The following is a 21,237-nucleotide window of genomic DNA, read 5'->3' as shown; positions in this document are numbered from 1 at the left end:
GGCGTCAACTTATACTCTGTTGATCAGGAACGTCGTCAGCAAAGGCACCGGACGGCCGGTGGCGCCTTTTGCGCCGCCCGATTTCCAGGCCGTGCCGGCGATGTCCAGATGCGCCCAGGTGTACTTCTTGGTGAAGTTTTCCAGGAAGGCCGCTGCCGTCACCGCGCCGCCGCCTGGCGTGCCGATGTTGGCCAGGTCGGCGAAGTTCGATTTCAGCTGCTCGTTGTACGCTTCTTCGATCGGCATGCGCCATGCCGTGTCGCTCGCCTGCTTGCCCGCTGCCAGCAGTTCATTGGCCAGCTGGTCATGCGCCGCATCGCTGCGTGTAAACAGGCCGCTGTTGTGGTGGCCCAGGGCCACGACGCAAGCGCCCGTCAGGGTGGCGATATCGACCACGGCTGCCGGCTTGAAGCGTTCGGCGTAGGTCAGCGCATCGCACAGCACCAGACGGCCTTCGGCGTCCGTGTTCAGCACTTCGATGGTCAGGCCATTCATCGAGGTGACGACGTCGCCCGGCTTGGTGGCGCGGCCCGACGGCATGTTTTCGCACGCGGCGATGATGCCGATGACGTTCAGCTTCAGGTTCATCTCGCCGATGGCGCGGAAGGTGCCCAGCACCGATGCGGCGCCGCCCATGTCGTATTTCATCTCGTCCATGCCAGGACCGGCCTTGAGCGAGATGCCGCCCGTGTCAAAGGTGATGCCCTTGCCGACCAGGACGACTGGCGCGTCCTTGGCCTTGCCGCCCATGTGCTTCAGGACGATGAACTTCGGCGGCTGTTCGCTGCCGTTGGTGACGGACAGGAAGCTGCCCATTTTCAGCGCTTCGAGTTGTTTGCGGTCCAGCACTTCGACTTCGAACTTGAAATCCTTGGCCAGCTGCTTGGCCGTGCTGGCCAGGTAGGTCGGGTTGGCGATGTTCGCTGGCAGGTCGCCCAGGTTGCGCGTCAGGTCGGAGCCGTTGGCGATGGCGATGGCTTGCGCCAGCGCGCCGCGCGTGGCGGCCGTTGCCGGTGCCGACAGGACGATCTTGCGCACGCCCGCCGGTGCCGGATCTTTCTTGCTTTTTTGCGAGTCGCAGCGGTATTCGCTGTCGTGTGCAGCCTGCACCACACAACGGATTGCCCAATTTACGTCGCGCTCTTTCACATCTGTCAGTGGTAATGCGATAATGGCGTCCGCAGCGCCCAGGGAGCCGAAGGCTTTCAGCGCCGCTTGTACACCGGTAGCGAAGCTTTTCTCGCTGACGCTTTCATCGCTGCCCATGCCGACGAGCAGAACGCGTTCGGCGGTGACGCCATCGACCGCACGCAGCAGCAATGTGCTGCCAGGCTTGCCGCTGATGTCGCCGGACTTCAGCGCAGCCGAAATTGCACCCTTGCTGTCCAGCGATTTTGCCGCTGGCGACAGTTTTTTGTTTTCGAATACCGCAACCGCGATGCATCCGCTTTTGGCCGTGCCGAGGGTGCTCTTGGTATCGAATGCTTTTATGCTAAAGTCCATTTGGTTCTCCGTTTTCATTTACTAGTAACGTGTTACTCAACTAACCGATCCGAATTATAAACTCCGAATGATCTTTCAACGCGCCCTTCGACGTGAATTGGCTAGTGCCGCCGGGGCCACCTTCACTGTTTTGTTCAGCATCCTGCTCACCTGGATGTTGATTGGTATTCTCGGCAAGGCTGCGGGCGGCAAGATCGCGTCCTCGGACGTCATGTCGCTGATGGTTTTTTCCGCCCTGATGCAGCTGCCTACCATCATCATCCTCACCGGATTCATCTCGGTGCTGATGGTGGTCACGCGCAGCTACAAGGAGTCGGAGATGGTGGTCTGGTTCGCCTCGGGCATGAGCCTGTCGCGCTGGATCTGGCCGGTGCTGAGCTTTGGCCTGCCGCTGGTGCTGGCCACCGGCATCCTGAGCCTGTATGCCACACCGTGGGCGCAAAAGAAAAGCGACGAATACGTGGCGCGCTTTGAAAAGCGCGAAGACCTGCAAAAAGTCACGCCGGGCCAGTTCCGCGAATCGGCCGGCAGCAACCGCATCTTCTTCGTCGAAGGTGGCGGCGGCGAGAAAAACGTGGTGCACAATGTGTTCGTCAATACCGTCGATGCCAAGGGCAGCGCCGTGGTTGTCGTCGCCAGGGAAGGCGTGATCAATACGGATGCCCGTGGCGAACGCTTCCTGGTGCTCAAGAGCGGCCGCCGCTACCAGGGCACGCCGACGCAGGCCGACTTCCAGACCATGGAATTCGAGCAGTACATCATGCGCATCGAGAGCAAGCAGCAGGAGCTGGGCGCGGACCTGGGCGTGCGCGCCATGAGCACCATGGCGCTGATTGCCGAGCCGAATCAATTCACCAGGGCCGAATTGTTATGGCGCGTGAGCGCGCCGCTGATCGGCCTGATGCTTATCCTGCTGGCCATTCCGCTGGGCTTTGTCAATCCGCGCGCCGGCAGTTCGGCCAACCTGATCATCGCCCTGCTGATTTTCTTCACCTACAGTAACCTGATCAAGGTCATCGAGGCGAGCGTGAAGCAGGGGCGTTTGACGTTCGGCATGGGCTGGTGGCCGCTGCATCTGCTGGCGGCGCTGGCTGTCGTGGCGCTGTTTGCCTGGCGCCTGAATGTGAACCACCGCTATCATCCGCTGGTCCTGCTGGCGTCCTTCAAGCGCGCGCGCCGCGCCGGCAAAACAAGTAAAGCGGCATCGAAATGAAGATTTTACAGCGCTATTTTGCGGTCTCGATTTTCCAGGCGGTGCTGTTCGTGCTGCTCGCCTTTTTGGCGCTGCAGGCGTTCATCGACCTGACCGGCGAGTTGCCCAAGGTGGGCAAGAACGGCTACAGCATCCAGTACGCGTTCTTGTATGTGCTGGTGCTGGTGCCGGGCCATGTGTATGAAGTGATGCCCATCGCGGCCCTGATCGGCACGATCTATACGATGGCGCAGTTTGCCGCCAGTTCGGAATTTACCATCATGCGTGCGTCGAGCATGTCGACGGCGATGGCGGCAGGCTTCCTGTTCCGCATCGGTATCGTCTTCGTCGTGATCACCTTCATCTTCGGCGAGTTGATCACCCCGCGCACGGAAACCCTGGCCGAACGCCTCAAGCTGACGTCGCGCGGCGCGGCCGTATCGAGCGAATTCCGTTCCGGCCTGTGGACCAAGGACATGGTCAAGAGCGATGGACTGACGGGCACCGTCACCGGTTCGCGCTTTTTCAACGTGGGCGAGGCGCGGCCGGATGGCCTCCTGAAAAACGTCAAGCTGTATGAGTTCGACACCGACATGCGCCTGCGCACCCTGACCGTGGCCCAGGGCGCAACCTATCAGGGCAATAATATCTGGCGCCTGACCGGCGTGACGGAGACGACGTTTTCGAATAGCGCCACCACGTCGCCCGGTTTCGAGCCGAAGCTGGAAAACTACTTTGGCCAGGAAACGAGCCTGGTGCGCACGGTGCAAAGCGCCACCAAGGACATGGTTTCCGAGGTGACGCCGAAGATCCTGACGGTATCGGCCTCCGATCCTGAACGCATGTCGGCCAGCGAACTGGCCGTGTACACGCGCCACCTGGCCGAAAACAAGCAGGAGACCGAGCGTTTCCGCATCGCCTTCTGGAAAAAGCTGATCGATCCACTGGCGATCTTCGTGCTGATGGCGCTGGCGCTGCCGTTCGCCTACATGCATACGCGCAGCGGCGGCATCAGCCTGAAGATCTTCATCGGCATCATGATCGGCGTGAGCTTCATGCTGGTCAACACCCTGTTCTCGCACCTTGGCTTGCTGAGCACCTGGCCGGCCTTCCTGACCGCCGTGGCGCCGAGCGCACTATACCTGCTGCTGGCGCTGGGCGCCCTGTGGTGGGTGGAGCGGCACTGATGGAGACGCACGTGAAACAGGCATTGATTCTGTTTGCCCATGGCGCGCGCGCCGCATCGTGGGCCGCGCCCTTCGAACGCCTGCGCGATCTGACCCAGGCGCGCATGCCTGCTACCGGTGTGCACCTGGCGTTCCTGGAGCTGATGACGCCGCGCCTGCCCGAACTGCTGGAGACCCTGCTGGCCGAGCTGCCCGCCGGCGCCATCCTCGACGTCACCGTGGTACCCGTGTTCCTGGGGCAGGGCGGCCATGTGCTGCGCGACTTGCCCCTGCTGGTGGAAGAATTGCGCCAGCGGCATCCGGCATTGCGCCTGAAGGTGGTGGAAGCGGTGGGCGAAAACGCCAGCGTACTGGCGGCCATCGCCGATTACTGCGTGGCGGCGCCAGGCTCCAGCCCTCTCCCTTGAGCGGCATCGACATCGTCTACCTGTGGGTTGACGGCGCCGATCCCGCGTGGCGTGCGCGCCGGCAGCAGGCGTATGCGGCCTGGGCGCAGACCCATCCCGGCCAGCTGGCCCTGCACGGCAACGTGGCGGGGCGCTACCGCGACAACGGCGAACTGCGCTACAACCTGCGCGCGCTGGAACGCTTCTTCCCGGGCCACGGCCATGTCTATCTGCTGACGGACAGGCAAGTGCCGCAATGGCTGCGCACCTCACCGCGCCTCACCGTGATCGACCATGCCAGCCTGATGCCCGGCGCCGCGCTGCCGGTGTTCGACTCGGGCCATATCGAATCGTATCTGCACCATATTCCCGGCCTGTCCGAACGCTTTTTATACCTGAATGACGACGTCTTTCTGGGCGCGCCATTCGAGCCGGCATTCTGGTTTGGCGAGGGGGAAGACCGGCGCCTGAGCGTTTTCACCGAGAGCGCGCCGCAAGTAGTGCAGCAAGGCTTGCGCGATGACGTGGCGGCGCCCGTCAATTGCGCCACCTTGTCCAGGCAATGGCTGTCGGCGCAGTATGCTGGTTACCGGCATGCGCCGCATTTGTATGCGCATGCGCCGCGGCCCATGCTGAAAAGCGCGCTGCATGCGCTGGAAGCACTGGCGCCGGGCATGTTTGCGGGAGTGCGTGCCACGGTGTTCCGTTCCTGGCGGGTGCCGGCATTGCTGCCTGACCTGGTGCCGCGCTGGATGGTGCATCAGGGATTCGCGCGCGACAAGGTACTCGACCCGCTGCATATCGCCAGCGGCGATGCGCATGCGCCGCGGCAGCTCGCCGAGCTGGCGGCGCGCTTCGGCAGCCTGCCGTTTTTCTGTATTAACGATACCTGTGACGAGGCGCAGGACGACGATCCGCGCCTGTTGCGCGTGGCGGCTGCCTTGCAGCGGCTGCTGCCGCTGCCATCGTCATTTGAAGCAGCTTAGCGCTTGCCCTTGGGGGCCAGGCTGATGCGGGCGGCCGCCGAACTGTCGCACAGCGAGGAGAGGAACAGCAGCAGATAGGCACCCAGTTCGAACACTTCTTCGCCCAGCAGCGCATACGCGTCCGGCATGCCATGGAAGACCTTCTTGTCGAACGGCCAGCCAGCCACCATCAGCAAGCCGCCGATGGCCGTCAGGATGGTGATGCGCATGCTGAAAATCAGGCCGGCATGGGCGAAGACCTTGCGCGCGCGCGGCGCGAAGAAGATCAGCAAGCGTATCAGGATCAGCAATTCCAGCACGCGCAGGGCCTTTTCAGCCTGTGCCCAGGCGGGTGCCGTGCCGAACTGGTCGATGTCGAGCTCGCGCAGCAGGAAGCCGAACAGCAGGGCGCACAAGCCGGCATGCATGAGGAAACGCAGCGACTGGCGGTCAGGTTCCTGCCAGGCGCGCACGCCGTGCACGGTGCAGGCCAGGGCCAGGAACAGCGCCTGCAGCCATTCCAGCAAATGGTTCTCGTCGTCGATATTGGGGAAGACCGTCCACAGGGCGATGGAGGCGAGCATGCTCAGGATGACGGCACTGGCGACGCCGGCATTGCTGCGGCTGAGCGAAGTCAGGGCTTCGCGCATGGAGGTGAAATTCATGTGTGGTCGTAAGGCTAAAGTTGCGCGGCGCGGTATTGCAGCCTGCGGGCGCAGCTTTTTTCGGGGAGATTGGGGCGCGGTTCCCTTGGCGGGGAGGCCGCGCAACAAGCGCTATGCGGGGTGAAGCGTGAGTTTCATTGCTATCACGCAATAACTTCTCGAGAAAAGATGCGTGGGCATCGTATCATGTTTTCCCGCAGGACGTCAGTTACTGACTTTAAAGTCGGTAAAATACGCTGTGTTTATTCATGCATGGCGCGCCAGAGTGGCGCCCGTTTTGTCGATGGCCTGATGCGCGCGTGCCGCCATGGCCTGGCCCAGCATCACCAGCACGGGGCCATGGGCGCCGCCCAGGCCATGCGCCAGCGCGCTCAGCGGCAAGCGCACGATGCGCTGGTCGGCGCGGCTGCAGTTTTCAATCACCACCACGGGCGTATCGGCAGGACGGCCTTGCGCCAGCAGGCGCTGCGCCGTGACGATGGCTTCGCGGCCCCCCATGTATTGCACCAGGGTGTCGCAGTCGGGAATGCGCGTCTGGTCTGGCTCGCCGGGTGCCGTGCTGGAGGTAAAGAAGGCGACGCTGCGCGAGACGCCCCGCTTGGTCAGCGGCTGCTGCGTGGCGGCGGCGGCCGCCAGCGCCGTGGTAATGCCCGGCACCACTTCCACTGCGATGCCGGCTTCTTCCAGCGCGCGCAATTCCTCGTCGGCGCGGCCGAACAGCATGGGGTCGCCCCCTTTCAGGCGCACCACGACGGCATGCTTGCGGGCATTGTCAACCAGTTGCTTGTTGATGAAGGCCTGTGCCGTGGAGAGCTGGCCGCAGCGCTTGCCGACCAGGATCTTCCGCGCCTGCGGGCACAGCTCCAGCATCTCCGCGGTGACGAGCGCGTCGTGCAGCACGACATCAGCCTGCGCCAGCAGGCGCGCGCCGCGCAAGGTCATCAAGTCTTGCGCGCCAGGTCCGGCGCCGATCAGGTAGACCTTGCCTGGGAGAGATGTGGAGTGGTTCATGCTGCTTGCCTTCCTTAGCTGACGCGGATCATGCCTGCGGCGACCGTTTGGTGGGTGACTTCATCGATCAGGATAAACGCGCCCGTGGCACGGATATCGTCATACGCATCGGCAGCCAGCGGCTGCTGCACATTCAGGCTGATGCGGGCGATGTCGTTCAGCTTCAGCCCTTCCGCCGGATGGCGCTGCTGCGTGTTGATATCGAGGATGGAATCGATCGCCGTCACCTTGGCGGCCGTCTGCTTCGTGCCATGCTTGATCCAGTACTTGCGGCGCAGGTCCAGCGCGTCTTCCGACAGCCAGCAGACGTCGGCCACCACGGTTTTCAGCAGGGTCGCAGGGCGCTCGCTGCTGGCCAGCAAGTCGCCGCGCGAAATATCCAGGTATTCATTCAGCAGCAAGGTCACGGACTGGCCCACCACGGCGGTGCTCAGCGAGCCGTCCAGCGTAACGATATCTTTCACTGTTGCCGTCTGGCCCGATGGCTGCACCACCAGGGTGTCGCCGACGCTGACCTTGCCTGCCTCGATGCGGCCCATGTAGCCGCGGAAGTCGTTGGCTTCGTGGCCATTGTGGCGCGCCACCAGCTGCACCGGGAAGCGGAACGGCGCGTCGTGCGATTCGTCGTAGACGGACAGCGATTCGAGCAGCTCGATCAGGGTCGGGCCCGTGTACCAGCCCAGCTTGTCGCCGCGTTCGACGACGTTGTCACCCGTCAAGGCGGACAGCGGGATCGGCGTGATGTCCTTCAAGCCCAGCGACTGGGCGAATTCGCGGTAGGCCGCGACGATGCGCTTATACACCGTTTCATCGTAGTCGACCAGGTCCATCTTGTTGACGGCGACGACCACGTGTTCGATCTGCAGCAAGTGGGCGATGGTCGAGTGGCGCTTGGTCTGGATCAGCAGTTCCACGCTGCCGTCGTCGCCCAGTTTGACTTTAGACACGTCGATCAGGATGATGACGGCGTCGGCGGTCGAGGCGCCCGTGACCATGTTGCGCGTGTATTGCTCGTGGCCTGGCGTGTCGGCGATGATGAATTTGCGCTTCGGCGTGGCAAAGTAGCGGTAGGCCACGTCGATGGTAATGCCTTGCTCGCGCTCGGCTTCCAGGCCGTCCGTCAGCAAGGACAGGTCGACCGTGTCGCCTACCGTGCGCTTGTGCTTGGAGCGCGACATGGCGTCGAGCTGGTCGGCGAAGATGCCCTTGCTGTCGAACAGCAAACGGCCGATCAGGGTGCTCTTGCCGTCATCGACGGAACCGGCCGTGATGAAGCGCAGCATGCCGCGCTCCAGGGTATCGGTCAAATTGGTGTTCTGGATTGCTGCGTTCATTAGAAATACCCTGCTTTCTTGCGTTTTTCCATCGAGGCTTCGGAAGTCTGGTCGTCCATGCGGGTGGCGCCGCGTTCCGTGATTTGCGTGATTGCCGTTTCGGCGATGATGGCGTCCACCGTTGCCGCATCGGACGAGACGGGGCAGGTGCACGAGATATCGCCGACCGTGCGGAAGCGCACGACTTGCGTTTCTACCGTTTCGCCGTCGCGCGGCGGCGTCAGATCCGTCAGCGGCACGAGCAGGCCGTTGCGCGGGATCACCTGGCGCTCGTGCGCGAAGTAGATCGGCGGCAGTTCCAGCTTTTCGCGGGCGATGTATTGCCACACGTCCAGTTCCGTCCAGTTAGAGATGGGGAACACACGCATGTTTTCACCAGGATGCACGCGGGTGTTATACAGGTCCCACAGTTCCGGACGCTGGGCTTTCGGGTCCCAGGCGCCGAATTCGTCGCGGAACGAGAAGATGCGTTCTTTGGCGCGGGCTTTTTCTTCATCGCGGCGCGCGCCGCCGATGCAGGCGTCAAAGCCGTGTTTGGAGATGGTTTCCAGCAAGGTCACGGCTTGCGCCGCGTTGCGTGAATCCGTGGCCGGGTTGCGCAGGCGCACGGTGCCGCGCTGGATCGAGTCCTCGACGGAGCCGACGATCAGGCGCTCGCCCAGTTGCGCCACCTTCTTGTCACGGAAGGTGATGACTTCCGGGAAGTTGTGGCCCGTGTCGATGTGCACGAGGGGAAATGGGAATTTGCCTGGGCGGAAGGCTTTCTCTGCCAGCCGCAGCAGGACGACGGAATCCTTGCCGCCCGAGAACAGCAGGGCGGGGTTGGCCGATTCGGCCGCCACTTCGCGCAGGATGTGGATGGCTTCCGACTCAAGGCTGTCGAGGTGGCGCTGGTTCAAAATATTGCTCATATTGGATGCTTTCTTGTTCTGCTGCGTCTGTTATGTCGGATCAGGCTGCCACGGATTTGATGCGGATCAACTTGCCATCCACCATGTGCAGGCCGCATTCCTTGGAATCCGGGTTTTCCCACCACCAGCGTCCGGCGCGCACATCTTCGCCCGGCTGCACGGCCCGCGTACATGGTTCGCAGCCGATCGACGGGTAGCCCTGGTCGTGCAGCGCATTGTAGGGCACGTCATTGGCGCGGATGTAGGCCCACACGTCTTCTTCCGACCAGTCCGCCAGTGGATTGAATTTCGTCATGGCGTGCGCTGCGTCGTCTTCCTGCACGTGCAGCTCGGCGCGCGTGGTGGATTGGGCGCGGCGCTGGCCCGTGACCCAGGCCTTGTTGCCGGCCAGGGCGCGGCCCAGCGGCTCGACCTTGCGGATACGGCAGCACTCGCGGCGCATCTCGACGCTATTGTAAAAAGCGTTGAGACCGTTCTGTTCCACGTAGGCGGCCACGGCATCGGGCTGCGGGCGGTACAGGGTGATGTCGTGGTCGTAGCGGGTTTTCACCTTGTCGAGCACGGCCAGAGTTTCCTGGTGCAGTCGGCCTGTTTCCAGGGAAAAGATGCCGATTGGCAGCTTTGCCTTGAGTATCATGTCGGTCAGCACCATGTCTTCGGCTGCCAGGCTGGACGCAAACACGGCCGGCGAAAAGTCCGCGGCGATGCGTGTCAGCGTTTGCTCGGTGGCGTCAATTAAAGTAGAGAGGTCGCTCATGGCCCGCTTTCTCAGATGCCGGCCGCGTTGTCGAGGTCAGGATTCTGGCCTTCGCGCTGGTGGCGGCGGAACAGCGGCGACTTCTGGTCCCACGATGCCTGGTAGGTTTCCGAAAAGACGGACAAACCTTTCAGGGCGTCATGGATGCTGCGATCTGGGCGCGTGGCATAAGCGTCAAAGCCGACCCGGTGCATGGAAAACAGCTGGTCGCGCAAGACGTCGCCAATGGCCCGCAATTCACCCTGGAAACCCAGGCGTGCGCGCAGGTTGAAGGCGATGGAATAGCCGCGGCCATCCGTGAACTTCGGGAAGTCCACGCCGATGACGGGCAGTTGCGAAACGTCGGCCGCCAGTTCTTCCGGACGCTCGTCGCTGGCCAGCCAGACGCCGATGTCGGGCAGGCGGGCGGCCAGGGTCTCGCGCTGGGCTTGCCATACGAGCAGGGGGACGATGACCTTGCCTTCTGGCACGACCACCGTTTCCGGCGTCTCGTTTTCATCGAGGCGCAGCAAGCCCCAGCTGTTCGGCACCACGGCGGCGTTCTTGATGATTTCTTCGCGTACTTCAAACATATTCGTCTTCTCCCACCAGGTTGCCGACCGTGATCGGCGTTGCATATACGTGTTCCTTGAACGGCGCCAGGCCCAGGCGCTGGGCCGTGTCGACGAAGCGCTCGCCTTCATGGCGGTCGCGCACGTAGACGTGCAGCAGGCGGCCGATGACTTCAGGCATCTGCAGGGAAGAGAACGATGGTCCGATGATCTTGCCGATGGCCGCGTTGTTGCCTTGCGCGCCGCCAATCGACACTTGATACCATTCGCTGCCATCCTTGTCGACGCCGAGAATGCCGATGCTGCCCACGTGATGGTGGCCGCAGGCATTGATGCAGCCGGAAATGTTCAGTTCGATCTCGCCGATGTCGTGCTGGAAGTCGATGCTGTCGAAGCGTTCCGCGATGGCGGCCGCGATCGGCAGCGACTTGGCGTTGGCCAGCGAGCAGAAGTCGCCGCCGGGGCAGCAGATCATGTCGGTCAGCAAGCCGATGTTTGGCGTGGCCAGGCCGTGCGCCTTGGCTTCCTGCCACAGCTTGAACAGTTTCGACTGTTCCACGTCGGCCAGCACCAGGTTTTGTTCATGCGTCACGCGCAGTTCGCCAAAGCTGTAGCGGTCGGCCAGGTCGGCCACGAAGTCGATCTGCTCGGCCGTCGCGTCGCCTGGCGGCACGCCCGTTTTCTTCAAGGACAGCACCACGGCCACGTAGCCAGGGCGCTGGTGCGGCTTGACGTTGCGCGCCAGCCAGTTCACATACGCCTTGTTGTCCGCGTGTTCCGTCTTGTAGTCGAGTTCCGGCAGGGCCAGGTAGGCGGGCGGATTGAAGAAGTCCGCCACGCGCTGCATTTCTTCCTGCGTCAGGGTTTCCGGACCGTCTTTCAGGTCGACCCATTCCGCTTCCACCTGGCGCGTGAATTCTTCCACGCCGATGGCTTTCAGCAGGATCTTGATGCGCGCCTTGTATTTGTTGTCGCGGCGGCCGTGCAAGTTGTACACGCGCATGATGGCCTGGATGTAGGTCAGCAAGTGCTGCCATGGCAGGAAGTCGCGCACGACGCTGCCCAAAATCGGCGTGCGGCCCATGCCGCCACCAGCCATCACCTTGAAGCCCACTTCGCCGGCCGCGTTGCGCACGGCTGTCAGGCCGATGTCGTGCACGGCGATGGCGGCGCGGTCTTCCTCGGCGCCATTGATGGCGACCTTGAATTTACGGGGAAGGGCGATGAACTCGGGGTGGAAGGTGCTCCACTGGCGCAGCACTTCCGCGTACGGACGCGGATCGATGATTTCATCGGCGGCAACGCCGGCGAACGGGTCCGACGTTGTATTACGGATACAGTTGCCAGACGTCTGGATCGCGTGCATTTCCACGGAGGCCAGGTCGGTCAGGATATCGGGTGTCTGTTCCAGCTCGATCCAGTTGAACTGGATGTTCTGGCGCGTGGTGAAGTGGCCATAGCCTCGGTCGTACTTGCGCGCGATGTGCGCGAACATGCGCATCTGCGTCGACGACAGCAAGCCGTATGGCACGGCGATGCGCAGCATGTAGGCGTGGCGCTGCATGTACAGGCCGTTTTGCAGGCGCAGCGGAATGAATTCCTCTTCCGTCAGCTCATTGGCGATACGGCGCGCAACCTGGTCTCGGTACTGGGCGATACGTTCTTTGATGATGAGGTGGTCGTACTGATCGTAATGGTACATATCAATTCCTAAAAAAGCCGGGGTGCTGGAAGATTGCCTGGGATTATGTTCTTGATACTGCTCTTGCCGCTCGTTCGGTATTAATAGATTAGCTTTACTGCCACGCCGGTCAAGGTCATCGCCAGCAGCACTCTTAAAAACTTTTCCGGCACGGAGCGGGCCACCCAGGAACCGAGGGTGATGCCGGGCAGGGAGCCGACCAGCAAGGAGGCCAGCAATTCCCAATGGATGGAGCCGAGCCACCAGTGGCCCAGCGCCGCGATGGCCGTCAGGGGCACGGCGTAAGCGATGTCGGTGCCCGCCACTTCGGCTGAGCTCATGCGTGGGTACAGCATCACCAGCAAGGTGGCGCCGATGGCGCCGGCGCCGATCGACGAAACCGTCACCAGCACGCCCAGTACGGCGCCGGAAATAATGGTCGCTGCGGCAAGCTTGTTGCCTTGCAATTGTTTTTCGGGATGGGCATTGATCCAGGCCAGCATGCGGCCCTTGAAGATCAGCGCCACCACCGTCAGCAGCACGGAGCCGGCGATCGAGTAACGGATGATCTGGCCGATTTCCGGCGACAGGGTGCCGAATGATTTCAGCGCCAGGGTCGAAATGACGGCGGCGGGCAGGGCGCCGATGCACAAACGCTTGACGATATCCCAGCGGATCGTGCCGCGCAGGCGGTGCGTCAGGGTGCCAGCGCTCTTGGTGATCGAGGCGAAGGCCAGGTCGGTACCCACGGCCACGGAAGGCGGCACGCCAAACAGCAGGGTTAACAGCGGCGTCATCAGCGAACCGCCGCCCACGCCGGTCATTCCTACGAGTAATCCTACGGCAAATCCTGAGACTATATAAGACAAAGTCATGCTTGCACCCCCAAAGTACCCGCAATAGTAATAAACTTAAGGTTTAATCCAAACTACTTAGTACGCATTTGCTTATATGCGATATGCGTATATGCATGAGCGTAAAATCATGGGTGGGGCGGAAACCTCGGCACATCACGGCAATCTAGGGCAAAACCAGCAATGAATCTCCATCAACTGCGCTTCGTGCGCGAAGCGGTCCGGCAGAATTACAACCTGACGGACGCCGCCAAAGCCTTGTTTACGTCGCAACCGGGCGTGTCGAAAGCCATCATTGAGCTGGAGGAAGAACTGGGTGTGGATATTTTTACACGCCATGGCAAGCGCATCCGTGGCTTGACGGAGCCGGGCCGCCTGGTGCTGGAGTCGGTCGAGCTGATTATGCAGGAAATCGACAGCATGAAGCGCATCGGCAAGGAATTCGCCGCGCAGGACAGCGGCAGCTTTACCATTGCCACCACGCATACGCAGGCGCGCTACACTTTGCCGAAAGTCGTACAAGCGTTCATGATCAAGTTCCCGAAAGTACGCTTGTCTTTGCTGCAAGGTAATCCGCGCCAGATCGCCGAGATGGTGCAGCGCGACCAGGCCGACCTGGCCATTGCCACGGAATCGATCGCCGCCATCGATGGCCTGATCACCTTGCCTTGCTATCAGTGGGAGCATGTGGTGGTGGTGCCGGTCGACCATCCGCTGCTGAAATCGAAGTCCGTCACCCTGGAAGAGATCGCCGCATTTCCCCTGATTACCTATGACAGCGCGTTTGCCGGACGCAACAAGATCGACCACGCTTTCGTGCTGCGCGGCCTGAAGCCTGACATCTTGCTGGAGGCCATCGACGCGGACGTGATCAAGACTTATGTCGAGTTGGGCATGGGGATTGGTATCATAGCGGGTATGGCCTTCGATGCCGAGCGCGACAAAGGCTTGCGCGCCATCCCTGTCGGGCACCTGTTCGGCATGAATGTGTCGCGCGTGGCCGTCAAGCAGGGTGCGTATTTGCGCAGCTATATTTATACCTTTATCGAGTTGCTGACACCGACCCTGAACCGCAAGCTCATCGAGCAGGCGATGAGCGGTGATAAAGAGCACTACGAACTATAACAATGCAGGAAGCCGGCCGGGCGGGTTGCCTGGCCAGGATTATTTACGAAGAGAAGAAACAATGATTACCGATCAGCTTGCCAAATATTACGCCACCATCGCGCAGCAGTACGAGCGCGTCTATGACAAGCCCGAACGCCAGGAAGACCTGGAAGTATTGCGCGACAAGGTCGCCGACGTGCTGGAAGGCCACACCGTGCTGGAACTGGCTTGCGGCACCGGTTATTGGACGGAAGTGGTCGCCGAATCGGCCGAGTCCGTATTGGCCACCGATATCAACGATGAAATGCTGGCGCTGGCCCAGGCGCGCGGCTTGCCGGACAACGTCACTTTCGCCAAGCTCGACGCCTTTAACTTGCCGGACGACTTGCTGGGCAAGTTCACAGCCGTGTTCGCCGGTTTCTGGTGGTCGCACGTCAAGCGCGAAGACCAGGATAAATACCTGAAGCAATTGCGCACCAAGCTGGGCAAGGACATCCTGCTGGTGCTGATCGACAACTCCTATGTCGATGGCAGCAGTACCGTGATCGCGCGTACCGACCTGGAAGGCAACACCCACCAGTTCCGCACGACGGAAGCGGGCGAGCGCTATGAAGTGCTGAAGAATTTTCCTTCGGATAGCCACCTGCGCAAGAAGTTTGCCCACTCGGCCCGCGAAATCCGCATGAAGCGCCTGGAATACTACTGGCTGCTGAGCTGCCGCTTGAAATAAGGCTGCTCTGTCTATATGGTAGCTCGGATTAGCGGCGCAGCCGCGTAATCCGACACCGCCGCCTTGCCAACAATGTTGTCGGATTACGCGTGGCCTTGCCCCGCTATTCCGGCCTACGGTAAATAGGCCGGCCATGCCGCCGCACAAACCGCCCTCGGGCGGTTTTTTTTCGCCTGTTGTTTTTATCTGACACGACGTTGTGCCAAAAAGCAACATCTTGTCGTTGTCATATTGTTGAAGCATTTGATGGGCATGATTCGGTTCAGCAGCTAAGCAGCTACCTACGCAGCCGCACAACTTGTCCAACCTAATGTAGAGAATCTCAAGTGAAAAAAATTACTCTGGCAGCATTGATCATCGGCACCTTCGCAGCAGCTACGGCGCAAGCACAATCGAACGTGACCGTGTACGGCCTGGTTGACCTCGGTATTGCCAAGACCACTGGCCAGGCGACGGTACAGCGCGAAAACAATGCGTCGCGTCTCGGTTTCAAGGGTACGGAAGATCTGGGTGGCGGCCTGTCCGCAATTTTCAACCTGGAAAGTGAATTCCTGGCCGATACCGGCGCGCAAAAAGGCGTGTTGTTCGACCGTCAAGCCTATGTGGGCTTGAAAGGCGCTTTCGGTACCGCCATCCTGGGCCGCACGAAAAACCTGGTCGATGGCACCATTGCCCGCGTCGACCCATTCAACACCTACGGCGTCGTCGGCAAGAACAATGAAACCTTGCTGCGTTCGGGCGTCGGTTCGTCGCGCGTCAACAACGCTGTGACCTACAACAGCCCGAGCTTTGACGGTTTCGTGGGCAGCCTGCAATACGTGCTGAGCGAAGTCAACAGCGCTGACGCTGGCGTGATCGGCCTGGCAACTTACGACAATGGCCCGATCAGCCTGCACGCCGGCTACGAAAAAGCCGTGCAAGCAACGGCAACGGCTGCCAAGCCGGACCTGTGGTCCATCGGTGGCGGCTATAAATTCGGCCCGGCCAAGATCACGGCTGCCTACTCGAAAGGCGATACCAAAGTTGCGGCAAATGGCGAGTTCAAGTCCTACCTGATCGGCCTGAACTACACGGTTGGCGGCGGCGATGCCAAAGTGTCTTATGGCAAGCAAGAGCAGAGCAACAACAAGGTCAAGGATCAGGACACCATCAAGGAATTCGGCGTCGGCTACGACTACCACTTGTCGAAGCGTACCGACTTGTACGCTTACGCTGGCCGCGAGCGCGTCAAGTCGCTGACGTCGTACCAGGTCGGCATCGCACACAAGTTCTAAGCATCGCTGGATGTGAGGGAATGGAAGGCGCCTGCGGGCGCCTTTTTTATTGCAGGGCGGATTCGTGTTCCTCCGCATGCATCGGCACGGTAATCTCGATGCGTGTGCCACCCAGTTCGTTGTCGGCGCCGATATGGATGCTGCCACTCAAGCCCCAGACGCGCTCGCGCATGCCCAGCAAGCCCAGGGCCGTGGATTTTTCCAGGTCGTGCTCGGCGATGCCCCGGCCGTCATCCTGGATGGTGATCGCCAGCGAAGAGTCGATGCGGTGCAGGGCGATGGTGATATGGCTGGCTTCCGCGTGGCGGGCGATATTCGTCAGCGCCTCTTGCACGATGCGGTAGATGGCTGTGCTGCGCGCATCGTCGAGTACCAGGTCGGCCTCGTCGGCCAGCAAGTCGAAATGCACGGTGCGGCGCAGCAGGAAGTCGTGGCGCAATTTTTGCAGGGCGAAATACAAGCCGCCTTCATCGAGCGCGCGGGGGCGCAGATTGCTGGCGATGCGGCGCAGCGAGGTGATGGCCGTCACCAGCAAGCCATCCATGCTCTGCAGCAATGCCTGCAGGGACAAGGTCGTGTCCGTATGCTGACGCACGAGGGTCAGATCGACGCGCAAGGTGGCCAACAATTGCCCCAGGTCGTCGTGCAATTCGCGCGCGATGTGCTTGCGCTCTTCCTCGCGTATGGTTTGCAGCGCGCTCGACAATTCACGCAGTTGCGAGAAGGAGCGCGCCAGCTGTTCATGGACTTGCTTGCGCGCGCTGATGTCGCGCACGATGATGGTGGATACGATGCGCCCGCCTTCCTGCATGGCCGAGAGCGAACCTTCGAGGGGGAACATGGCACCATCGCTGCTCCTGCCCGTCAAGGTGTAGTCGGTGGCGCGCCGGCCCGTCAGCCGCAATTCCTGGCCGATGTCATCAAACTGGGGCTCGCCGTCATGTTTGCTCAGGCTGCGCAAGTCGCGCAGGATGTAATGGCCCAGGCGCATGCCGCGCATGCCGTCCTGCGTGTCGCCGAACAGCCGGGCGGCGGCGGCGTTCGCATGCAGGATGGTGTGATGGCTGTCGATGCTGATGATGGCGTCGCTGGCGCTGTCGATAATGGCCTGGCCCCGTGCCTGCCGTTGCCTGCTGGCCTTGAGTGGCGGAAATAAACATAGCAGTAGCGCCGCCGCCATGCCCAGGGACAGGAGGCGCAGCAATCCGGTGGTGCCTTGGTAGGGCATGTGATCTCCTTGCGAACGTGGCAACGACAGCAGGCAGGTGGGGGAGCACTGGCAGCACAGTTTCAGCCTAGGCCTGTTGGCGCGGCATGGCTTGATGTGGCGCAGGAAGGCGCCAGGGAGTGATCAATGGACGGCGATGCGCCGCGCCGGCAAGGCCGGACGGCGGCAGGGGATTTACATTTGTTTGAACAGGTGCAAGAAGCTGCGGCTGACTTCCAGCTTGTCGGGCTTGCCCTTGATCAGTACCAGGTGGCGGCCACGGATGTCGCGCGTGACGCCTTCGATGGCGTTTACGTTGACGAGGGTGGCGCGGTGGATTTGCCAGAACAGCGAAGGGTCGAGCTCTTCGGCCAGGTCACGCACGGGTTTGCGGATCAGCGCCTCATACTTGGCCGTCTGTACGCACGTGTATTTCTCGTCTGAACGGAAGAACAGGATTTCTTCCACGGGTATCATGCGCAAGTCCTGGCCGATGCTGGCCTGTATCCATTGCAGATAGGTGGGCTTGGCCGTGATTTTTTCCGCCAGTTGCGACAGCATGGCCGTGACGCTGCTGTTGACGTCCAGCGCCGGCTTGTTCAGATGGGTTTTCAGGCGTTCCACCGTGACCAGCAAGCGCTCATGCTCGGGCGGCTTGAGCACGTAGTCGACGGCACCCCGCTCGAAGGCTTCGACGGCGTGGGTGTCATAGGCGGTGACGAAGACGATATGCGTCTTGCCGCCAATCACCTGCGCTGCTTCCATGCCTGTCTTGCCGGGCATGCGGATATCGAGGAAGGCAAAGTCCGGCTTGAGTTGCTCCACCAGGTCGATCGCTTCATCGCCATTCTTGGCTTCGCCGATGATTTCCAGTTCGGGCCAGGCCTGGCCCAGGCGCAAGCGCAGCTGGTCGCGCATCAGTCTTTCGTCGTCGGCAATAATAGCGGTAGGCATAGGTCTCAAGTGTGAACAGGCGAAGATTGATTATTCAATGATTTAGCGTTTTTATCAACTGTCTTATAGATACACGTTATTTGGACAATTGATACGGCACTTCGATCACGGCGCACACGCCACTTGGCTGATTTGGCGTAATGGTCAGGCTTCCCTGATCGCCATGCAACAGTTTCAGGCGCTCACGGATGGTGGGCAAGCCCAGGCCTGTGCCGTCGCTGGGAACTACGCCAAAGCCGAGGCCGTCATCGGTGACTGTCACGCGCAGCTTGTTGTGCGCCACTTCTGCCACGATGCGCAGGGTGCCGCCTTCCGGCTTGACTTCCAGGCCGTGCTTGATGGCGTTTTCCACCATCGACTGCAGCATCATGGGCGGGAAGGCTGCGCTGCGCAGGCCGTCGGGAATCTGGAAGTCGACGGTGAGGCGCTCTTCCATGCGCATTTTGAGCAAGTTCAGATACGCTTGCACCATGTCCGCTTCACGGCCCAGGTTGGTAATCAGGGCGTTGTCGCGCATTTGCGGCAGCACGGCGCGCAGGTACTGGATCAGGCTGCGCTGCATCTTGGCCGCGCGTGGCGGATCGACCTGGATCAGGTGTTCAACGGAGGCGAGCGTGTTGAACAGGAAGTGCGGTTCCACTTGCGCCTGCATCATCTGCATCTTCGCTTCGCTGAGCTGGCGCTGCATGGATTCGCGCTCGGCCGCCTCGTTCGCCGTGACTGTTTCCGCTTCGGCACGCTTCTTGCCGCCGACCAAGGCCTTCATGGCAAACAGGGCCAATACCAGTAAGGACACAAAGCTCTTGAACCAGGTGGATGCTTGCTGGTGGTAGCGCGATACTTTTTGCTCTGCCGCATCATCGACGGCTTCTTCGATGGCATTCGACAGCTCTTCACCGATCTGTGGCGGCAATTCGATATGCACTTCTTCGCCCGAAGCATTGGTCGTGACCGGGTAGTTGGGCTTGGCAGGCGCCGCTGGCGGCTCAGGTGGTTCGGGCGGTACTGCATTTGCGTGCTCGTCCGCTTCGGCGGCATCGGCCGCATCAGTGGCGGAGTCGGCCGTGCTGCTGCGCCGGTTCTTGCTATTGCGAGGATTGAAATGGATGCCCGTATCGTCGATCAGGATATTCGTTTCGCCCGTGCCCTTGCTGGCCCGTTTATGCGACTTGATGACGACTTCTTCATTCGGACTGGACGAGAACAGCTCATCCTGCAAAATCGAGCCGGCGATCAGGGCCAGTGCGGCAAACAGAAAGAATTTCCACCAAGACAGTTGCGTGACCCACGTCGTGGTCGCGTCGAATCCCCGTTGCAACCAGGCTAGTATGGTTTTCAACAGTTGCGGCAGGTTGGAAATCGGGAGCATGTGGACGCTTTCAAAATGCGGGATACAAGAGTTAATGACGTGGCGGGCAAGTGTAACCTGTTGCCGGGCCACGTCAGAGTCTGATGTTGCCACTGTGCCCAAAGTCAGGGAGGCGCGCCAGCCTATTGCGACAGGCTGCAAAAAAACGTGCTTGAAGTGAAGGGCAGGCTTGCTGGGCGGTGAGCGGGCTGCTTGGTGCTTGAGAAATAGCCCTTGCGGGACGCGTGGGGCTTGGCTATAATTCGCCCCCTCGCTGAACGACGCATGCAAATGCAGAGTAAAGCAGGGTGAAAAAAGAAGGTTGACGAAATGCTGCAAACGCTTCATACTCTTCCTTCTTCGCAGCTGACAAACACAACGCTTTGTCAATAGCGCAAAAGCAGTAACCGAATACAGTTCTTTAACAATTAACAGTCGATAAGTGTGGGCATTTGATGTAGTGCAGCGATGATCTCCGGATTGTCGTAATACTTAAAATATCAAATGTTCACAAGAAATAATGAAATAGGATACTTCTTCGGAAGTAGCCTGTCAGTTTTTTGAGTGAGCGACCCGTCAGCAATGACGGTGCCAATAAAATGGCAAAGTAACAGAGATTAAACTGAAGAGTTTGATCCTGGCTCAGATTGAACGCTGGCGGCATGCCTTACACATGCAAGTCGAACGGCAGCACGGAGCTTGCTCTGGTGGCGAGTGGCGAACGGGTGAGTAATATATCGGAACGTACCCTGGAGTGGGGGATAACGTAGCGAAAGTTACGCTAATACCGCATACGATCTAAGGATGAAAGTGGGGGATCGCAAGACCTCATGCTCGTGGAGCGGCCGATATCTGATTAGCTAGTTGGTAGGGTAAAAGCCTACCAAGGCATCGATCAGTAGCTGGTCTGAGAGGACGACCAGCCACACTGGAACTGAGACACGGTCCAGACTCCTACGGGAGGCAGCAGTGGGGAATTTTGGACAATGGGCGAAAGCCTGATCCAGCAATGCCGCGTGAGTGAAGAAGGCCTTCGGGTTGTAAAGCTCTTTTGTCAGGGAAGAAACGGTGAGAGCTAATATCTCTTGCTAATGACGGTACCTGAAGAATAAGCACCGGCTAACTACGTGCCAGCAGCCGCGGTAATACGTAGGGTGCAAGCGTTAATCGGAATTACTGGGCGTAAAGCGTGCGCAGGCGGTTTTGTAAGTCTGATGTGAAATCCCCGGGCTCAACCTGGGAATTGCATTGGAGACTGCAAGGCTAGAATCTGGCAGAGGGGGGTAGAATTCCACGTGTAGCAGTGAAATGCGTAGATATGTGGAGGAACACCGATGGCGAAGGCAGCCCCCTGGGTCAAGATTGACGCTCATGCACGAAAGCGTGGGGAGCAAACAGGATTAGATACCCTGGTAGTCCACGCCCTAAACGATGTCTACTAGTTGTCGGGTCTTAATTGACTTGGTAACGCAGCTAACGCGTGAAGTAGACCGCCTGGGGAGTACGGTCGCAAGATTAAAACTCAAAGGAATTGACGGGGACCCGCACAAGCGGTGGATGATGTGGATTAATTCGATGCAACGCGAAAAACCTTACCTACCCTTGACATGGCTGGAATCC

The 21,237-nt window shown here is 60.4% G+C and carries 19 protein-coding genes and 1 rRNA gene; 8 read left to right on the top strand and 12 right to left on the bottom strand.

The window, feature by feature from the left end; all coding sequences use genetic code 11:
* Positions 1 to 9: 9 nt before the first annotated feature.
* Positions 10 to 1,503 (bottom strand): leucyl aminopeptidase, encoded by a 1,494-nt coding sequence (locus ACQ4WR_RS06640; protein WP_102292343.1) that lies wholly within the window; start codon positions 1,501 to 1,503, stop codon positions 10 to 12.
* A gap of 67 nt (positions 1,504 to 1,570) precedes the next feature.
* Here ACQ4WR_RS06640 and lptF point away from each other — a divergent pair, with 67 nt between their 5' ends.
* From lptF to ACQ4WR_RS06620, 4 genes are read left to right on the top strand one after another with little or no spacing between them, the layout of a single operon-like run.
* Positions 1,571 to 2,716 (top strand): LPS export ABC transporter permease LptF, encoded by a 1,146-nt coding sequence (gene lptF, locus ACQ4WR_RS06635; RefSeq protein ID WP_436486149.1) that lies wholly within the window; start codon positions 1,571 to 1,573, stop codon positions 2,714 to 2,716.
* On the top strand, positions 2,713 to 3,882 hold the full coding sequence (lptG, locus tag ACQ4WR_RS06630; RefSeq protein WP_436486148.1) for an LPS export ABC transporter permease LptG: 1,170 nt from the start codon (positions 2,713 to 2,715) through the stop codon (positions 3,880 to 3,882). The genes lptF and lptG overlap by 4 nt, the downstream gene beginning before the upstream one ends.
* Positions 3,882 to 4,289 carry a sirohydrochlorin chelatase gene (locus ACQ4WR_RS06625; protein WP_436486147.1) on the top strand — a complete coding sequence of 136 codons (408 nt, stop codon included), beginning with the start codon at positions 3,882 to 3,884 and terminating at the stop codon, positions 4,287 to 4,289. Before lptG ends, ACQ4WR_RS06625 begins: the two co-directional genes overlap by 1 nt.
* Positions 4,286 to 5,254: a Stealth CR1 domain-containing protein gene (locus ACQ4WR_RS06620; RefSeq protein ID WP_436486145.1), complete on the top strand. Its 969-nt coding sequence runs from the start codon at positions 4,286 to 4,288 to the stop codon at positions 5,252 to 5,254. The genes ACQ4WR_RS06625 and ACQ4WR_RS06620 overlap by 4 nt, the downstream gene beginning before the upstream one ends.
* On the opposite strand, the gene ACQ4WR_RS06615 is transcribed toward ACQ4WR_RS06620, so the two are convergent.
* The 8 genes from ACQ4WR_RS06615 to ACQ4WR_RS06580 form a co-directional block, all read right to left on the bottom strand.
* Positions 5,251 to 5,898, bottom strand: coding sequence for a hypothetical protein (locus tag ACQ4WR_RS06615; RefSeq protein WP_436486144.1), 648 nt, complete (start codon positions 5,896 to 5,898; stop codon positions 5,251 to 5,253). The genes ACQ4WR_RS06620 and ACQ4WR_RS06615 overlap by 4 nt on opposite strands.
* 246 nt (positions 5,899 to 6,144) lie before the next feature.
* Positions 6,145 to 6,909, bottom strand: coding sequence for a uroporphyrinogen-III C-methyltransferase (gene cobA / locus ACQ4WR_RS06610; protein WP_436486142.1), 765 nt, complete (start codon positions 6,907 to 6,909; stop codon positions 6,145 to 6,147).
* A gap of 14 nt (positions 6,910 to 6,923) precedes the next feature.
* Positions 6,924 to 8,243, bottom strand: coding sequence for a sulfate adenylyltransferase subunit 1 (locus ACQ4WR_RS06605; protein ID WP_436486141.1), 1,320 nt, complete (start codon positions 8,241 to 8,243; stop codon positions 6,924 to 6,926).
* On the bottom strand, positions 8,243 to 9,154 hold the full coding sequence (gene cysD / locus ACQ4WR_RS06600; protein WP_436486139.1) for a sulfate adenylyltransferase subunit CysD: 912 nt from the start codon (positions 9,152 to 9,154) through the stop codon (positions 8,243 to 8,245). The genes ACQ4WR_RS06605 and cysD overlap by 1 nt, the downstream gene beginning before the upstream one ends.
* A 40-nt stretch (positions 9,155 to 9,194) precedes the next feature.
* Positions 9,195 to 9,911, bottom strand: coding sequence for a phosphoadenylyl-sulfate reductase (locus ACQ4WR_RS06595; RefSeq protein ID WP_436486137.1), 717 nt, complete (start codon positions 9,909 to 9,911; stop codon positions 9,195 to 9,197).
* Positions 9,912 to 9,922: 11 nt separating this feature from the next.
* A complete protein-coding gene (locus tag ACQ4WR_RS06590) occupies positions 9,923 to 10,483 on the bottom strand; it encodes a DUF934 domain-containing protein (RefSeq protein ID WP_436486135.1) in 561 nt (186 codons plus the stop codon).
* On the bottom strand, positions 10,476 to 12,164 hold the full coding sequence (locus ACQ4WR_RS06585) for a nitrite/sulfite reductase (RefSeq protein ID WP_102292353.1): 1,689 nt from the start codon (positions 12,162 to 12,164) through the stop codon (positions 10,476 to 10,478). Before ACQ4WR_RS06585 ends, ACQ4WR_RS06590 begins: the two co-directional genes overlap by 8 nt.
* A gap of 80 nt (positions 12,165 to 12,244) precedes the next feature.
* Positions 12,245 to 13,018, bottom strand: coding sequence for a sulfite exporter TauE/SafE family protein (locus tag ACQ4WR_RS06580; protein ID WP_102292354.1), 774 nt, complete (start codon positions 13,016 to 13,018; stop codon positions 12,245 to 12,247).
* A gap of 162 nt (positions 13,019 to 13,180) precedes the next feature.
* Between ACQ4WR_RS06580 and ACQ4WR_RS06575 the strand changes: the two genes are divergently transcribed.
* From ACQ4WR_RS06575 to ACQ4WR_RS06565, 3 genes are all read left to right on the top strand, one after another.
* Positions 13,181 to 14,122 carry a CysB family HTH-type transcriptional regulator gene (locus ACQ4WR_RS06575; protein WP_102292355.1) on the top strand — a complete coding sequence of 314 codons (942 nt, stop codon included), beginning with the start codon at positions 13,181 to 13,183 and terminating at the stop codon, positions 14,120 to 14,122.
* Between the two features lie 61 nt (positions 14,123 to 14,183).
* Positions 14,184 to 14,834: a class I SAM-dependent methyltransferase gene (locus ACQ4WR_RS06570; RefSeq protein ID WP_436486132.1), complete on the top strand. Its 651-nt coding sequence runs from the start codon at positions 14,184 to 14,186 to the stop codon at positions 14,832 to 14,834.
* Between the two features lie 326 nt (positions 14,835 to 15,160).
* Positions 15,161 to 16,108, top strand: a complete 948-nt coding sequence (locus tag ACQ4WR_RS06565; RefSeq protein ID WP_436486130.1) for a porin — start codon at positions 15,161 to 15,163, stop codon at positions 16,106 to 16,108.
* A 46-nt stretch (positions 16,109 to 16,154) separates the two neighbouring features.
* On the opposite strand, the gene ACQ4WR_RS06560 is transcribed toward ACQ4WR_RS06565, so the two are convergent.
* The 3 genes from ACQ4WR_RS06560 to ACQ4WR_RS06550 all read right to left on the bottom strand — a co-directional run bounded on the left by ACQ4WR_RS06560 (position 16,155) and on the right by ACQ4WR_RS06550 (position 19,638).
* Positions 16,155 to 17,336, bottom strand: a complete 1,182-nt coding sequence (locus tag ACQ4WR_RS06560) for a PAS domain-containing sensor histidine kinase (RefSeq protein ID WP_436486128.1) — start codon at positions 17,334 to 17,336, stop codon at positions 16,155 to 16,157.
* Positions 17,337 to 17,510: 174 nt separating this feature from the next.
* Positions 17,511 to 18,269, bottom strand: coding sequence for a LytR/AlgR family response regulator transcription factor (locus ACQ4WR_RS06555; RefSeq protein WP_102292359.1), 759 nt, complete (start codon positions 18,267 to 18,269; stop codon positions 17,511 to 17,513).
* A 76-nt stretch (positions 18,270 to 18,345) separates the two neighbouring features.
* Positions 18,346 to 19,638, bottom strand: coding sequence for a sensor histidine kinase (locus tag ACQ4WR_RS06550; RefSeq protein WP_436486126.1), 1,293 nt, complete (start codon positions 19,636 to 19,638; stop codon positions 18,346 to 18,348).
* 598 nt (positions 19,639 to 20,236) lie between these two features.
* Between ACQ4WR_RS06550 and ACQ4WR_RS06545 the strand changes: the two genes are divergently transcribed.
* Positions 20,237 to 21,237 (top strand): 16S ribosomal RNA (locus ACQ4WR_RS06545); the annotation flags it as partial.

Origin of the sequence: Janthinobacterium amylolyticum (assembly GCF_051380655.1) — a bacterium.
In the GTDB taxonomy this organism is placed as follows: Bacteria; Pseudomonadota; Gammaproteobacteria; order Burkholderiales; family Burkholderiaceae_D; genus Janthinobacterium.
The sequence above is the reverse complement of the archived record's forward strand: the minus strand, read 5'-3'. Positions and strand labels throughout refer to the sequence as shown.